This is a genomic window from Weissella sp. ESL1139 (assembly GCF_058506735.1).
Map to the genome: position 1 here is coordinate 528,693 of NZ_CP196375.1, position 17,056 is coordinate 545,748.

The 17,056-nt window shown below is 33.5% G+C and carries 14 protein-coding genes; 8 read left to right on the forward strand and 6 right to left on the reverse strand.

The window, feature by feature from the left end:
* A complete protein-coding gene (locus ACSYSF_RS02470) occupies positions 1–2,892 on the forward strand; it encodes a CDP-glycerol glycerophosphotransferase family protein (RefSeq protein WP_489868146.1) in 2,892 nt (963 codons plus the stop codon).
* Entirely contained in the window at positions 2,892–4,799 is a 1,908-nt protein-coding gene (locus ACSYSF_RS02475; RefSeq protein WP_489868147.1) for an XcbB/CpsF family capsular polysaccharide biosynthesis protein, read from the forward strand. Before ACSYSF_RS02470 ends, ACSYSF_RS02475 begins: the two co-directional genes overlap by 1 nt.
* A gap of 573 nt (positions 4,800–5,372) precedes the next feature.
* Here the strand turns inward: ACSYSF_RS02475 and ACSYSF_RS02480 are convergent.
* From ACSYSF_RS02480 to ACSYSF_RS02505, 6 genes are all read right to left on the reverse strand, one after another.
* Complete coding sequence (locus ACSYSF_RS02480) at positions 5,373–5,564, reverse strand: IS3 family transposase (protein ID WP_489868148.1); 192 nt, start codon at positions 5,562–5,564, stop codon at positions 5,373–5,375.
* Positions 5,548–5,970 carry a transposase gene (locus tag ACSYSF_RS02485; protein WP_489868287.1) on the reverse strand — a complete coding sequence of 141 codons (423 nt, stop codon included), beginning with the start codon at positions 5,968–5,970 and terminating at the stop codon, positions 5,548–5,550. Before ACSYSF_RS02485 ends, ACSYSF_RS02480 begins: the two co-directional genes overlap by 17 nt.
* Positions 5,942–6,103, reverse strand: a complete 162-nt coding sequence (locus tag ACSYSF_RS02490; protein WP_489868288.1) for a helix-turn-helix domain-containing protein — start codon at positions 6,101–6,103, stop codon at positions 5,942–5,944. Before ACSYSF_RS02490 ends, ACSYSF_RS02485 begins: the two co-directional genes overlap by 29 nt.
* A gap of 140 nt (positions 6,104–6,243) precedes the next feature.
* Positions 6,244–6,771: a helix-turn-helix domain-containing protein gene (locus ACSYSF_RS02495; RefSeq protein WP_489868149.1), complete on the reverse strand. Its 528-nt coding sequence runs from the start codon at positions 6,769–6,771 to the stop codon at positions 6,244–6,246.
* Positions 6,772–7,130: 359 nt separating this feature from the next.
* Positions 7,131–8,564, reverse strand: coding sequence for a PTS sugar transporter subunit IIC (locus ACSYSF_RS02500; RefSeq protein ID WP_489868150.1), 1,434 nt, complete (start codon positions 8,562–8,564; stop codon positions 7,131–7,133).
* Positions 8,561–9,937 (reverse strand): glycoside hydrolase family 1 protein, encoded by a 1,377-nt coding sequence (locus tag ACSYSF_RS02505; protein WP_489868151.1) that lies wholly within the window; start codon positions 9,935–9,937, stop codon positions 8,561–8,563. Before ACSYSF_RS02505 ends, ACSYSF_RS02500 begins: the two co-directional genes overlap by 4 nt.
* 165 nt (positions 9,938–10,102) lie before the next feature.
* Here ACSYSF_RS02505 and ACSYSF_RS02510 point away from each other — a divergent pair, with 165 nt between their 5' ends.
* The 6 genes from ACSYSF_RS02510 (at position 10,103) to ACSYSF_RS02535 (ending at position 17,003) form a co-directional block, all read left to right on the forward strand.
* A complete protein-coding gene (locus ACSYSF_RS02510) occupies positions 10,103–10,819 on the forward strand; it encodes a GntR family transcriptional regulator (RefSeq protein WP_489868152.1) in 717 nt (238 codons plus the stop codon).
* Positions 10,820–11,115: 296 nt separating this feature from the next.
* The gene (locus tag ACSYSF_RS02515) at positions 11,116–11,892 is read left to right on the forward strand and encodes a DUF1828 domain-containing protein (RefSeq protein ID WP_489868153.1); all 777 of its coding nucleotides are present in this window, start codon (positions 11,116–11,118) and stop codon (positions 11,890–11,892) included.
* Between the two features lie 316 nt (positions 11,893–12,208).
* On the forward strand, positions 12,209–13,324 hold the full coding sequence (locus tag ACSYSF_RS02520; protein WP_489868154.1) for an NAD(P)-dependent alcohol dehydrogenase: 1,116 nt from the start codon (positions 12,209–12,211) through the stop codon (positions 13,322–13,324).
* A 126-nt stretch (positions 13,325–13,450) separates the two neighbouring features.
* A complete protein-coding gene (locus tag ACSYSF_RS02525; protein ID WP_489868155.1) occupies positions 13,451–15,124 on the forward strand; it encodes a glycoside hydrolase family 13 protein in 1,674 nt (557 codons plus the stop codon).
* Positions 15,125–15,404: 280 nt separating this feature from the next.
* Entirely contained in the window at positions 15,405–16,139 is a 735-nt protein-coding gene (locus tag ACSYSF_RS02530; RefSeq protein WP_489868156.1) for an alpha/beta hydrolase, read from the forward strand.
* A 21-nt stretch (positions 16,140–16,160) separates the two neighbouring features.
* Positions 16,161–17,003 (forward strand): SDR family NAD(P)-dependent oxidoreductase, encoded by an 843-nt coding sequence (locus ACSYSF_RS02535; protein WP_489868157.1) that lies wholly within the window; start codon positions 16,161–16,163, stop codon positions 17,001–17,003.
* Positions 17,004–17,056: the final 53 nt, after the last annotated feature.

Sequence of the window (17,056 nt, forward strand, 5' to 3'; positions counted from 1 at the left end):
ATGATTAGTATTGAAAGGTTTATTTTATTACGAGAAAGTTTATATTTGCAATTTACAGAAGACATTTTAATAAAGACCGTATATGCGGTTAATAAAGCAGGAAATAAATATTATATTCCTTTAATAAAAACTGCGTATGGTCAGGTAACAGTTTTTCCTTTTGACAAAGTTCCTGATTATGGAATGTATCGTATTTTACTAGTTGATGAAAATGATAAAGAACATCAAGTTCAACTGGAAGATGATGTTGAATGTGTGATTGATAGTTATCAGAAAAATAAATGGAAAATTTCTGGTGATGAAACCTTTTTTATTCAGAGCAAGCGACAATCAATTTCCAAAAAATTACGTGACATTGTTGTTTTAGATAAAAAGTTTGAGAATGGAATTCTAAATATTAGAATTCCTAAGAAGGTTACTATTGAGAATCCTGAATTATATATCAGAAAGCAAAATTTTGATCAAGAATCTGAAAGAAATTATTGTAATCTACCAGTTATTGCTCGGGATAATCATGTTTTAATAGATGTTCGTAATCTTACTTTAGATAAGGATGTTAAATATTACATATTTTTAAAGCAACATGGTGTCATGTATCGGTTATATGAACCTAAAATGAAGGTTGAATTGAATAAATCAAATCGCTATATTGAAATAAGTGAAAATTTTGGTTATGCAAATTATTTCTACTATACAGTACAAAATAGACTTGCCTTAATTTCAATGCCAATTAAGGCGGCTCATGCGCTTGACTTAAAGAAGATGAATTATCATAATAATTCAGATGCCTGGAACTATTTACCACAAATGAATGGTGATATTTCTACAACAGAAGTTAATGATTTGAATCAAATTGATGGTTATAATTATAAATTGCAGTTACAGAGTGATTCATTAACCATTAACAAATTATTTTTGGTAGATGTAGAAAAAAGTCAGTTTGTAAGAGTACCTTTTGAACAAAATGAGAAAAGCGTGTGGCTTCAATTGGAAACAGTTATAGATCACTTTGAAGATTATGATTCTAAATTAAAGTTATTAGGTATATATGCAAATTCAAAATCTCTATTTAATATGACGTATTTCTATTTACCTTCTTTGATGAGCAAGGCAAGATATTTAAGATATTATAATGCTGTTGACTTTAACCAAACAGAAAGCAATATGGCTAGTCGTTTCTTTGTTAACGACAATGGTATTGTGTCTGTCCACAACAAAGCAAAATTTGCTACAGATAATAAAGAAAGAAAATTACCATTATCATTTAAAATTAGTAGTGTTCAAAAGAAGCAGGATAAATTATTAGTTAAATTATCTTTTAATGTTCAAATAGCAAGTTGGATGAGTAAAATTCAAGTATTGGGTATTTATTTATATAAGACTGCTTTTATTAATGAACACCACGATTTTAATATTGAGGACATTGATTTTTCAAGTAAAAGCATTTACTTAAGTGCTCGTATTGCAAATTTAATTACACACGATGAGTATGGTTATTATCGAATTGCAATTAAGATTAAAATTAATGACAAAGTTTTTGATATTAGGATTAATAATCCTGAAGTTGAGTTAAAAGAACAATTAGCTCAGGGAAGAATAATGTATAGTTATTCAGGAAGAGTGATTTTTCCTTCTGTTGAAGGTAATACATTGAGTTTTATTGCTGATGATATGGTGGATATAGATAGTTGGCGTAATATTTATTGGGAAAAGAAATATACTCAGTTATTCAAACAGAAAAAAATACAACTAGAACCAAATATATTTATCATTTTTGAAAAAGAAACTAATTTTGCACAAGACAATGCTTTTGCATTATTTGAATGGGTTCAGAAAAGTGTGCCAAATAATAAAATGTATTATGTAATTCGCAAGAGTAGTCCACAAGCTGAGAAATTAGCTAAATATCCAGATAGGGTTCTATTTACTGGAACTAAAAAATACTATCAAATGGTAACAGCAGCTCATATGTTGATTTCAAGTGATAGTCCATTACACTTAGTTGGTAATGTAAATAGACGTAATGCATCATCTTTCTATAAAGAAGTTATCATGAAAAAGCCATTTGTTATGTTGCAGCATGGTGTAACAGCAATGAAGAGTCATGCTAGTAACAAGCCTTGGAATGCAGCTTCGGGTATGATAGATTATTTTGTTGTAACGAATACATTGGAACAAGAAGTTGTTCATCAAAGTATGGGTTATTCATATAGTCAGTTACCAATATTAGGATTTTCTCGTTGGAATTTGTTTGGGCAAAATAAACCTGTGGAACAACAATTTAATAATAAAATCATTTATGTTCCAACTTGGCGACAGTGGTTAAACAAAGCTACTGATGAAGAATTTATACAGAGCGATTATTATGCAAAGATTAATAAACTGTTGGATAATAAAAAGTTGAGTAAATTATTAGCACAATATGATACGGATTTTTATGTATATTTGCATCCGTTTATGCAACGATTAACACATAATTTGAATTCTGATAATGATCGGATGCATATACTTTCAAGTGATGATTATGATTTAGGTGACTTGTTAAGAGGCGGTTCATTATTGATTTCTGATTATTCGTCGGTAGTATGGGTCTTCGCTGTTCAACGAAAACCAGTAATTTTTTATCAATTTGACAAGACTCGTTATTTAAAGAAGGTTGGTTCATTGGTTGATTTGGATAATTTACCAATTGGTCGTTCATTTGAGAATGATGATCAAGTAGTGGATCAAATTGCTTACTATCTAGAACGCGATTTCAAAATTGACGACGATATTTCAGTAAATATTGATGGAATATTTGGTTCAGAAAAACAAAACTATTCGCAGAATATATATGATTTTATCAATCGTGTGTCTAAAGAATATATGCATACTATGTGGAGTAAGAAGTAATGAAAATAATGACGCTGGGTTCACCAGCTACTACTTATGTTTTTAATCAAAAATTTAATAATACGTATGATGATAATTATGAAATTACAAAAATCAAAGAATTTTATACAATTGGTCATTTAGTATCAAATTTTGATAATATAAAAAAATTTTTTAATACTCATGATCTTCCAGAAAAATATAAAAAATTTTTAGATTGGAATCATACAAATAATGGTTTTTGGGGGAGAGTTAAAGAAGTTCAACCAGATATATTGTTATTTGATTTGTTTTCTGATATTTATTTTGGAGACTTAGTGTTAGAAGATGGAACGTATGTGACTAGGAATATACGTTTTAATAAAAATCAACCTGAAGGAACAAAAAGAAGTACTTTTAATGATGATGGCTTCTTTGAGTCATTACTAAATAATGTACGTCTATTTATTGATAAAATACAAAAATTATCTCCTAATACAAAAGTTGTTTTTAACAGTATAAGATTCCCTAAAAAAATGTCTATAAATGGGGTACCTCAAGAGAGTTATGATACTAATGTGTATAAACTTTCGCCCGAAAAAATAAAAAATTATAATGATGCATTTAAAAAGCTTGACGATTTAATTACTAAAAAAATTGGACTTAATAAAATAAATTTTGATATGGCTAATGATTTTTCCGAATTGAATTTTGTCAATAAAAAAAATTGGTATTATTTTTATAATCAAAATTATTATACAGATGTACAATCACAACTTGAAAAGTTGGCTCAACAGTGGCAACTTGGCCCAACAATTGTAACTGTAAATCAAAAAGATGATTTACCTGAAAATTTGACTTCTAATGTTGTCTTGTTAGATATGACACCTAATAATGCAGACTTAAGCCATTTATCTCGTAATAATATTGCCTATAGTAAGGTTAAGCAACTACTTAAAGCTGATTATATTTTGCATGGCGCGGCTGGCCAAGCTTTTCGATTTGTTAAAAGGAAGCAATTAAAAGGTGTTTATCCAAAGTTCAAAGATTTACATTACCGTCTTATTCTTCCAAAAGATAAAAAAGAGTATGGCCCTCATAGATTACTAGTTCGGATGCTTAGTTATGCTAAACAAAATGCTTTATCAACATTTGATAGAAATTTTCAAGAGGATTTCCAAACTTTGAAAGGAAGTGTTGTAAAAAATACTTACATACTGGAGATTGGTGATATAAACTTAATCGCTGGTTCATTTTATACCAATACGGTAAATTTTCCGGATTATCAAGAGCAGATTGGTGAATTAATACACTATATCGCAGAACAATACAATATTAGTTCAAATAGAATTGTGACATATGGTGCTTCACGAGGTGCTGCTGGAGCTTTACTTACAGCTGCGAACAATGATTATAAAGTAGTTGCTACTGATCCAGTTATTGATGGTTCATTTTGGTTTAACTTGAACGATAGACACTTTACAGCAGGACTTCGTAAAGTTAACTTGATGGATGATTTTGTTAATGCCTTAGAAGACTATAATTTGACAAAAGAAGATGCATTAATAATTGGTGATTCTAAAATTGGCGTTACTTTTTTAGCTAATATGCATCTTCCGTCTGATAAGGTATCTAAAATCGATGTTAATATGGATGTTTTTGAGCATTCAATGTTAAATTCTAAAAGTGTACCAATTCAATTGGCCTTAATTAATTATTTATTAATTAAAGAAGACACTAGTGTTAGAGATACATTAGCTGATGTACCTCATGGTGCCGTGGTGGAAGTTAGGCATTTGATTGATAAATCTGTAACTTTAGAGGAAGTGCAGAATTTTAGACTCCGTCAAGATGATTTGGCTAAACATAAAAAATTCAATACTGAAAGCATTGAAGACTTTGTTTTAAGTAAGGAGGATGATTTTTATCAGTACTGGGTTAGAAAATAAGAGGTTGAACAAATTCGGATTTATTAGATGGAATAAATATACCTATTTTTGGTTAAATAACTTTGATAAGAAAAATAATAGTTTAGGCAAATAAATGTGTACTTTTGATTTAAAAAGTATAACGGCAATGTAAAAGCCTCGTAGGTTTTGGAATATTGGCTCAATTGCAAATAGCGTGAAAATCATGAAAATTGTCTAATTGAGTTTGTGAAATTGGATCGTAAATTTGATGTTAACTACATCGAGTTTATAGGCTTTTTGCTTATTAATAAGCAATTAAAAGTATTTTGTAATGCATGGTGATTAAATAGTTCAAAGCGAATTCTTAAAGCGTAAGCTTTAAAACTATGAAAGCCATAAGATGTACGATTAATTTACTTAATACGACGATTGATGCCTTCCATACGACCATTTGAGTAGTTGTTTGAGGCTTCAGACTTTTGGAACGCGTTTATGCTATAAAAATTATAGGCTTATAATTCAAATAATTTTAGCAAAAAGAGGTTGGAACATTTTCTTTTGTCCCAACCTCAAACTGAAGTACCACAAAAAAGTTAGACATTTAAATAAATTTTAATTACCTAAGACCTGTTTCCGATATGCAACCGGAGACAGGCCTTTTGTTTTCAATGAAATACGCTCATGGTTAAACCAGTGAACATATTTATCGACAATAACGCTCAATTCAGCAATGTTTTTAATATGTCGTTGGTTAAGACTTTCTCGTTTTAACAGGTTAAAAAAGCTTTCAATGGGCGCATGCATTGTCTAAACAATTTCCTTTATGTGACATGCTGGGAATACAATGCATAGTCTTTAGCTTTGCTTGATAATCTTTCTGTTGATAATGCCAGCCTTGATTAGGATGAATAATTGCCTCTGTACCAGTTGGTAAATTAACACACAATTGGTCAACCGTTCGCATAATTAATTGCTTATCTGGGTGCGCACTAATCTGTAACGCCAACACTTCCTTGGTTGCTTCATCTGTCATCGCTGAAATATAGGTCCAATGTTGGTTGGCTAACCGTACTTGGGTCACATCTGTATGAATGACGGTATAAGGCTGAGTGGCATTAAAAGTTTGTTTTAAAAAATTAGGTGCTTTTATACCAACGCTTCCCTTGTATGAACTATATGAACTAGCATGTCGACGGTATGTATATGTGATTTTTTATGCCTAGTTCATGCATCAATTTTAGTACAGTATTAGCGGAAATTTTAATTCCTTGATTTAAAAGTCGACAATAAATACGTCGACAACCGTAGGTTTCGTGACTAGATATAAAAATATTTTGAATCATATTTTTAATTCGTAAATACTTGTCAGCCTTTAATAATCGTTTTCTTTCATCATAATAAGTCGTACGTTTCAAATTAAAAAATGTTAGTAAATCATTAACTGTGCATCTATTCTTACGATTTCTCCGGACAGAATCAACTGCTAGTGTTTTGGCTTTGTCTGAGAGAGATTCGACCGGGGTGGCAATGTTTTTAATATATCTAGTTCCATTTCTGTTTGAAACAATTGTGCCTTTAGACGTAATATTTCTTCTTCATAAGCTTGTTTTTCACTTAGTGGCAGTGTAGACTTGACTGGTTTCTTTTTTATTAAGCTAGGCCTTCCTGGTTGACGAGGAATTAATGCAGCTAATCCACCTAGTTTAAAAGTGCTATCCCAACTATAGACTTGTGAAGCAAATATGTTAAAAACAGCGGCAACCTTGCTAATTCCCATATCATGAGTTTGATAGTATTCTACCACTTTTAACTTGAATTCTAAGTTATAACTATTTTTATGATGCTTGACTGCTAATGCGCTAATACCTTGTTTCTGAGCAGTAATTACCCATCTTCTAAGTACAGACTCATCTGACATGTGTAGTTCTGTTGCAAGTGCATTTAATGAAAGGTTTTCATCAAAATAGCGTTGCACGGCACTAATTTTAAAATCAGTTGAATATTTAGTCATAAAAAATACCTCATAATTGTTAGATTTGTATGTCTGACAATTATGGGGCACTTCAAACAACTATTCAAATGGGCGTATTAAGCAAATTAATCGTACATCGGATTTCATAGTTTTAAAGCTTACGCTTTAAGAATTCGCTTTGAACTATTTAATCATCATGTATTACAAAATACTTTTAATTGCTTATTAATAAGCAAAAGGCCCATAAATTCGATGTAGTTAACATCAAATTTACGAGCCAATTTCACAAATTCAATTAGACAATTTTCATGATTTTCACGCTATTTGCAATTGAGCCCGTAAGTTTTGGATTATATTCCAACTTACGGGGCTTCAATTTAACTCAACTTTTAAATCACTTATTCAGCTTTCTCTTCGCTATCCAAATTTTCATTTTCTTCTTTAATTAAAATCTGATCATACTTTTTGGCAAATGGCCAGTAAATGAAAACAGATAGTACAATAACAACTAATTGTAGGATAGCCATACGCCAACCACCCATTAGGAATCCTTGGATAATAGGTGGTACGGTAAATGGTACAGCCAATCCATTCATTGGTGGCACTAATCCGGAATAAATGCCGAAATAAGTGACAACAGCAGCCATCATTGGACTGATAATGAATGGGATAGCTAATACCGGGTTCATCACAATTGGAATACCAAAGATAATTGGTTCGTTAATGTTAAACAAACTTGGAATTAATCCTAATTTTCCGATTGTCTTCATTTGTTTTGACTTTGCGGCAAATAACATGAAGACTAATAATCCCATGGTAATACCTGAACCAGTTAATTGAATCCAGTTACCAAAGAATTCATTGGTAACAATGTGAGCACCATTGGCTAAACTTAGTTTTCCGGCTCCAGCCAAAGCAGCATTATCAAAGGTGTTTGGTAGTAAAATACCTTGCATAATACCACTAACGATAACACCACCATGGACACCGAATACCCAGAATAATGGGGTAAGTAATCCCATAAGTAGGGCACCACCAAGGGAATCAGATATACCTTGTAATGGTGTTTGAAGAGAATTGTAGATAATCTCTAAGAAACCAGAATCAAAGAAGGTGGTTGTTGCTGCATAAACTAGCATTGCCACAATAATGATGACACCAGCTGGAATCATAGCTGTAAATTGGCTAGCAACATTTGCTGGTACTTGTGCGGGTAGCGTAATTTTCCAACCTTTTTTGATCATCTTTGAGTATGCCCAACCGACTAACAGACTGATAATAATTGCAGCAATCATTCCTTGGCCACCTAACCATGCTAAGTCGATAACACCAGTGATTGGTGATGAAATATAATTTTGCAACATATCAGGTAATTTATCAATATTTGCTGAAACAGCATCCGCAGACATTTTAACTTTACCTGTGTCACCTACAATACCGTCACGTAGGGCAACAGAAACAGGATTATCTCGCTGTAGAATTTGCACCATAATAAACACTGAAAGTGCAGTTAATGCAGGTGGTAGTGGTTCAACTCCTTCGTTTTTGACATATACATATGTAATACCAACGACTGCCCAAATAGCCATTAAGCCGAAAGTAGAATTATATGCTTGATTAAAGAAGGTTGACCAGCCCGTTTTCTCAAAGAAATCAGCTAGTGCCGGAATTGGAATATTTGATAAAATCGAAAAAATAGATCCAATGATGACGAATGGTAATACATAAACCATTCCATCGCGTAAAGCGTTGATTGGCTTTGTGCCGACAAATTTCATAATAGGTGGAATGATTTTGTCGTTCATAAAGCTACTAAATTTATTCTCACTCATGACAAGTCCTCCCCATTAGACTTGATAACTTTTTGCAACCAATAGAAAGATTTTTTAGGTACACGTCGTAAATCTTTTAAATCATGATTAGTACGGTTGATGTAAACGACCCCATATCGTTTACGCATATCACCTTGTGAACTTGGAATATCAATTAGGCCCCAACCTAAATAACCAATAACGTCAGCACCATGAGCTACTGCCTTTTTAAGCGCTTGTATGTGATCACGGTGATATGAGATACGATAATCATCATTAATAGGTGATTCACCATCCCATTCTTCTTTTACTCCAATACCATTTTCAATTGGGAAAATTGGCAAGTGATATTGGTTGTTTAAATTCATAATGACGGTTTCAAAACCAGTTGCATCAATTTGCCAGCCCCATTCGTTACTTGAAAGGTAAGGATTCTTTTTTTCTCCCTTAGATAAATAATAGCTAGGGGTGGTTGTACTATCATTAAAAAGACTGCTATCAAGTGTTGAAGTTGCATAATAACTGAAAGCTAAGTAATCAGATTTTGTTTGTGCCAATACTGCTAAGTCATTTGCATTAAGAATGTCGCTCATATCATGATTTATCATATATGCTTTAACTTCGTCAGAATACTTACCCTCAGTGAACAAACGAAGAACATTGTTATTAACGAATTCATTAAATTCACGTGTTAATGCGATATCTTTTGGATTTGGTGAAGCAGGATATGCTTCAGAGTAAGCAACCATACCACCAATTTTTAGATGTTCGTCATTTTTACTATGGATGTAATTCGCCACACTAGTATGTGCTAATGCAATATTATGGAATATTTGGAACAATTCATGCTCAGTTTTATCACCAGATAAGTAACCGCTAAGTGTATAAGCTTCTGGTAGTATATACAGATTTTGCTCGTTAAAAGTCAACCAATATTCAACACGGTCTCCAAATTCGTCAACCATTCTTTTACCATATTTAACAAAAGCATTAACAACTTCTTTGCTAACAAAACCATTATATTTTTGAGCTAAATTTAAAGGCATATCAAAATGATAAAGGGCAACCATTGGTTTAATACCAGCTGCTAATAGTTGGTCGATTAAGTTTGAATAAAAATCAATTCCCGCTTGATTAAATTCACCTTCACCATCAGGTTGCACACGACTCCAAGAAATCTGGAAACGATAGCAATTCATGCCCATTTGCTTCATTAATTCAATGTCTTCAGCATATCGGTGATACTCATCGATAGCTACATGCCAATCAGAACTTGTTTCAGTTGCTTCACGGATATCATAAACGGATTTCCCTTTACCGTCTTCATTCCATGCGCCCTCAGTTTGCATACTTGAAACAGAGTTTCCCCAAAGAAAATCACTATTTAATTTCATAATATAACCCTCCATACGGCAAATATACAGCGCTTTCATAAATTTGTAAACACAAATGTTTTACATGTATATGATTATTTTTAAAGAAGTATAGGTGAGTTTTTAAGTGTATAATAGTAAGTAATCAAATATGTATATAAAATTCTAAACATGGTGAATAATTAAATGAAAAAATATATTGAAATTGCAACACGGTTAAGTGACATGATCAGGAATAACGAATATAAAGAAGGTGAAGAACTACCAAACCAAGAAGTATTAGCCAATGAATTTCATACGAGCCGGGTCACAATTAGAAAGGCACTTGATGTATTAGATGCGGAAAATTTAACTTACAGTGTTCAAGGATCAGGAACTTATGTCAAGAACAATGCGCAAGCTGTTGCACAATGGGATGTACGAAGTGATCTTTACGAAGGTGCTAGTTCCGCCGTTGGTGATAAGAAAACTTTGAAAAGTAAGATTATTAAATTTAATGTTGTTTTTCCTAATGAGGAACAGCAATTACAATTAAAAATCAGTAAATCAGAACCAATTTATGATATTATTCGAGTGCGATTGTTAGATGGTGATGCGATATCAATTGAATATACTATCATGCCAGTCAGCATCATTCCGGGTATTAGTGAAGAAGTATTGCATAAGAGTGTTTATTCATATATTCGCAATGATCTTAATAAAAAAATTGGTACTGCTTATCGTATGATTAGTGCTGAAAAGCCGGATGAATATGATATGGAATATATTGATTGCGATACCACAACACCAGTGATGCAAATTGAACAGACTGTTTATTTAGAAAACGGCACAATCTTTGAACATTCAAGGACAAGAAAACGTTATGATAAAGGAAAGTATGTGGCTTTAGAGACACCAAAATGATTAGTCAAAGCACTATTTGTTGGCTATATAAGCATGAAGGAAATTGTAGTTAACAATTTTGTGATAATTAAATTACTAGCTAAGAGAAAACATGATTTTTATAGCTTTAAAAATTGTACAGACGTATAATAAAGAAAAAATTGAGGTGTTTCTTATGAATAGTTTACTGGATCAGTTGTTTGATAAATTATAAAAGTTATCTAAATTAATTGTTAGTGATAAAATTAGCGATTTTAATAATGTTATACATTCGAATGTTAATATTTCTGAAAATTTAACATAGGGAGGAGGTTAACATGGATAACTCGACAGAGCTGTTTTTAAGTGATTATATAAATTGGCTAAAAAATAATTATAAAATTAAACATCTTGATACTTCAAATCAAATTATTACCCCTTTTATGAATGCTATCAATGATAATATTAATATTTATGTAGATAAAGTTAATGACACGGAATTTTTATTAAGTGATGATGGCGAAACTTTAAACGACTTATCTTTAAATGGTATTGATTTAACAGCAACTAGAATGGAAATGTTGAATCGGATATTGATTGGTTCCGGTGTAACATTGACTGAGGATGAACTGACTATTAAAGGTAATAATTCACAATTTGCTGCAAAGAAACATATTTTATTGCAAACAATTTTGCGAGTGAATGATTTGATGATAACTCGTAAGAACAACATTATTAATTTATTTTCAGAGGAAGTAAGTACATTTTTAAATGAAAATAATATTTTTGGAACAAGTGGTGCTAAATTCACGGGAATTTCAGGACTTGATTACAAAATTGATTACACCATTCCAGCACATGAGGACAAGCCGGAAATTTTTGTACAATTTTATAATCATTTGACATTTAATGAGATAACAAATTGTGCCTTTATTTTTAAAGATATTCAAGAACAAAGGCAATTAGAAATACTTGGTAGACCTTCACAAAGTAAAATTATTGCTGATGATTATGAGTATAAAATATCTAGCAAAGCATACAAAGTTGCAGAATCAAAAAATATTGAGATTTTGCCATACTCACATAAAGAAGAGATAATCACTTCTCTAACATAAATGATGACTTTAAAAAGAGTAAAACAGCGAATAAAGCCGTTTTGCTCTTTTTTATTTTTATACGTACGACAACGCAAAATTAATAAAAAAATATTGATTTGAATAAAAAATCATATCCACCAATTTTAGTCCGCTAAATAAATAGATAAATCATATCCACTATATTCAATGGTATTTTAAAGATACAAAGCAGCGTTTTTAGAGTGCTACATCTGGGACGATAAAGCGTTTACATTCCTGAACATAAGAACTAAAATATTAATTGAGCCATAATAGAACATTATGGAAATAATAAAATTTAATGGAGATATGAATCATGAAAATTAAGTCAGCGGTTATTAATGGTGTAGATGAAGATTTCAAGTTAACAGATATGATTTTGGATGATCCACAAGCTGGTGAAGTTTTGGTGAAGATGGTTGCTTCAGGTATTTGCCATACTGATGCAACAGTTAAAGATGGTACAATTCCAATGCCATTCCCAGCAATTCTAGGTCATGAAGGATCAGGAATTGTTGAGAGCGTTGGTGAAGGTGTTACAAACTTTAAGAAGGGTGACCACGTTGTTGTTGGTTTCGCTTCATGTGGTGAGTGTCAATTCTGTCGTGCTGGTATGCCAGGTGCTTGTGAGCGTTTCAATGAATTGAACATGGGTGGTGCCATGCGTGATGGTTCACACCGTATTCACACTGAAGATGGTCAAGATGCCAGTGTATTCTTTGGTCAATCATCATTCTCAACATATTCTGTTGTGCAAGAAAGTAACTTAGTTAAGGTTGATGACAACATGGACCTACGTCTACTTGGACCTTTGGGTTGTGGTTTCATGACTGGTAGTGGTACTGTTTTGAACGCCTTGAGCCCAGAACCAGGTTCATCATTGGTTGTCTTTGGTACTGGTGCTGTTGGATTAGCTGGTATGATGGCTGGTGTTATTTCTAACGCTACGCACATTATCGCAGTTGATATCAACCCTGAACGTTTGGAGATTGCTAAGAGTTTAGGTGCTACTGAAACAATCAACAGTGCTGAAGTAGATCCAGTTGAAGAAATTATGTCAATTACTGGTGGTCAGGGTGCCCAATATGCACTTGATACAACAGGTGTACCTGCTGTTATTAATAGTGCTATTAAGAGCTTGGCAATCAAGGGTGAGTTGGCAACGGTTGCTGTTGGTAAGAAGCCGGTTGAAGTTGACTTCACAAACGATGTTGTAACATTCTCACGTACGATCAAGGGTGTTATTGAAGGAGATGCTATTCCACAAGAATTGATTCCAAAGTTGGTTGAATTCTACAACAAGGGTCAATTTAAGATTGATGAAATTAGTAAGCTATACTCATTCAGTGATATTAACCAAGCCTTTGAGGATTCAAAGAAGGGTGTTACAGTTAAGCCAGTTGTTGTGATTGATGAATCATACGCTGTTTAATAAATAATAAAAATCTAGCTGATTAGAAATTATTTCTGGTCAGCTTTTTTTGTGCTCTGACGGAATTGACTATGTGAGACATGATATGATTAAGGTATGTGAAACATTAATATAGGGGGAAATATTATGACAAGTGAATGGTGGCAACAAGCAGTTGTTTATCAAGTGTATCCACGTAGTTTTCAAGATACCGATGGGGACGGTATGGGGGATATTCCTGGTATTATTAAGCGACTACCTTATTTAAAGAAGTTAGGGATTGATGTGATTTGGTTGAGCCCTGTTTATCAATCACCAAATGCGGATAATGGCTATGATATTAGTGATTACCAAGCTATTCAACCAGCGTTTGGTACGATGGACGATATGCAGGAATTGTTCAAAAAAGCGCATGAATTAGGGTTAAAGATTATGATGGATTTGGTGGTTAATCATACTTCTGATGAGCATGCTTGGTTTAAGCAAAGTCGACTATCAAAAGATAATCCATATCGTGATTTTTATATTTGGCGTGATCCAGTTGATGGTCATGAACCTAATAATTGGGCATCCGATTTTGGTGGCCCAGCTTGGGAGTTTGATAAACAAACCGGTCAATATTATTTGCACATTTTTTCTAAGAAGCAACCAGATTTAAACTGGGAGAATCCCAAGTTGCGGCAAGCCATTTATGACATGATGAACTGGTGGTTGTCTCAAGGCGTTGATGGTTTCCGGATGGATGTCATCAATTTAATTTCCAAAGATATGCGGTTCCCAGATGACCCGAATGTTGTTGCTGGACAGCATAGTTCATCGATGGAAATGGTCGCCAATGGTCCTCGCGTGCATGAATTTTTGCGTGAGATGAATGAGCAGGTATTATCAAAGTCAGATATTATTACAGTTGGTGAAACGCCAGGGGTCACACCGGCAGATGCCATTAAGTATACCGGTTTTGACGCCCATGAGTTACAAATGGTCTTCCAGTTTGAGCATACTGTTATTGATGATAGTAAAGAAGGCCTGGGTAAATGGAGTAACGAACGTTTCGCATTAGTTGATTTGAAACGCGTGTTATCAAAGTGGCAACGTGAGTTAGATGGCAAAGCTTGGAATAGCTTGTATTGGAATAACCATGATCGACCACGTGTCGTGTCACGCTTTGGTGATGACCGACCAGCATATCGTGAATTGTCTGCAAAAATGCTAGGAACAGTATTACATTTTATGCAGGGAACGCCGTATATTTATCAAGGTGAAGAAATTGGCATGACGAATATCAAATATGATGATATTAATGATTACCAAGATATTGATACATTGAATGCATACCAAGATTTAGTAGTTGATCAACATCGTGTTTCACCTGAGCAAATGATGAAGTATGTTTATCATTCATCTCGTGATAATGCACGGACACCTATGCAGTGGGATGATAGTGTAGCTGCTGGTTTTACGACTGGTACACCTTGGTTGAAAGTAAACGAGAATTACTCAGAAATTAATGTGGATCAAGCTTTAGCGGATAAAAATTCGATTTTCTATTATTATCAAGATTTGATTAAGTTACGCCATGAATTGTCAATTATTACCACCGGTCATTATGAATTATTGGCACCGGATGATGAAGAAGTGTATATGTACAAGCGCACTGCTGAAGATGAAGAGTTGTTAGTTGTGGCTAACTTCACGGATCATGAAGTGACTCGTGATTTGGTAGTGCCTGATAATGCTAATAAGATTGTTGGTAATTATGTAGATGATACTGGTAATTTGTTGCGTCCATATGAGGCGAAGGTTTATCGTTATTTGAAGTAAAAGGTGAGGTGGCGGTGGTATGAAGTCGCTATCGCTTTATATGTATGTCAGATTAATTGGTTCGAACATAATTTGGCACTCGGTACTTAAAGGGGGGGAGTGCTTTAGACGTATGTCAGATCAAGTAATTCGAAATAACTATGAATTTAACAAAAATTCTTTTGGATTCTATTATCACAAAAATACTGATAATAGAATTTTTTATATTGGTTGATAAATTCCTACTACTAAGAATCATTAAACCTTAATATGCTAAAATAACACAAAGGGAGGATTAGTTATGGCAATTAATCACATCGAATTTTTTTCTAAAAAACTAAAAATGAATACCCAAATCAATGTTATATTACCAGAATTTCCGGATGGCAATGAAAAAATATTGCTATTATTACATGGTTTAACTAATGATGAAAATTCATGGTTAACCCAGACTAGATTAGCAGGATATGCTATGAAGAAGCACATCGCCATTATTATGCCACGAGCTGATCTTAGTTATTACACAAACATAGCAGGTAGTAGTCAGTACTTTGATTACATTGCGGATGAAGTGTTAGAACGTTGTCGACAGTGGTTTAATTTGCCAACTGATCCAGATAAATGTTATGTTGCTGGTGTATCGATGGGTGGTTTTGGTGCTTTAAAAGTTGGTTTAACGCATCCAAATCAGTTTAAGCAAATTTTTGCCCTATCAGCGATGCCTGACATCGTGAAAAGTTGGCAAAATAAGCCAGAACGTGATGGTTGGTATCGTAGTTTATTTGGGTCACCTGAACAGGTAATTGAATCAGATAATGATATTGCCTATTTAATTTCGCAACAAACCACGGATGCACCGGCAATTTGGCAACTGTGCGGAGTAGATGATCCATTCTATGCCATGAATCAGACGCTAGACCAACAAATTAAGCAACAAGGACTTACCCACGAATTTTTGGAAGTACCTGGTGGCCATGAGTGGGGTGTCTGGGATCCAGCAATTCAACAAATTTTACAAATTATTGACCCAGCATAATGAAGGGGGGAATCGTTTTATATGGTTAAGAAAAACGTGATTATTACCGGCGCTTCAGATGGTATCGGTGCTGCAGCAGCTAAGCAATTAGCTAATAATAACAATTTTAATTTATATCTAGTCGGACGTAATCGTGATAAGACCGCAGCGGTTGCGAAGGAAGTACAGGCACCGTATTTTATTGCTGATTTTGCAAAGTTATCGCAGGTGCGTCATTTAGCTGACATGTTAAAAAATACTTTAGGTGATGAACCAATTGATATTTTAGTTAACAATGCGGGTGGTTTGTTTGATGACTTTGCATTAACTGAAGACGGTTTCGAACGTACGATTCAAATCAATTATTTAGCACAGTTTTTGCTAACGAATTTATTGTTGCCACAATTTAACAAACAGCAAGCGGTCGTCATTAATACGTCAAGTATTGCGCATAAGTTGTATGGACACATTGATTTGGATAACTTAAACAATAACGATGGTAAATACAATGCTAGTAAAGCATATGGTGACTCGAAATTAGCCGATTTATTATTCACGAAAGAATTAAATAGGCGTTATCATGATCAGGGCATTGCCTCAGTTGCTTTCCATCCAGGTATTATTCGGACAAACTTTTCAAATGGTCAGCGTAATTGGCGCCAAATTTATCAATCAGCCATAGGGAAAATGGTTTTACCAGATGCGAATGCTGGTGGTAAGACGTTGCGCTTCTTTATTGAAGGAACGCCAGATGTTACTTGGCAATCAGGTGAATATTATAGTAAGAAACATTTAACTCATAAAGTTAATCCACAGGTTAATGACTCACTCTTACAAAAAGAATTGTGGGACAAGACCGCAGCTTTGCTAGGATTAAATAAATAACTAAGCATAAAAATAACGACCATATCCCGTTACTGGGGTATGGTCGTTTTTAA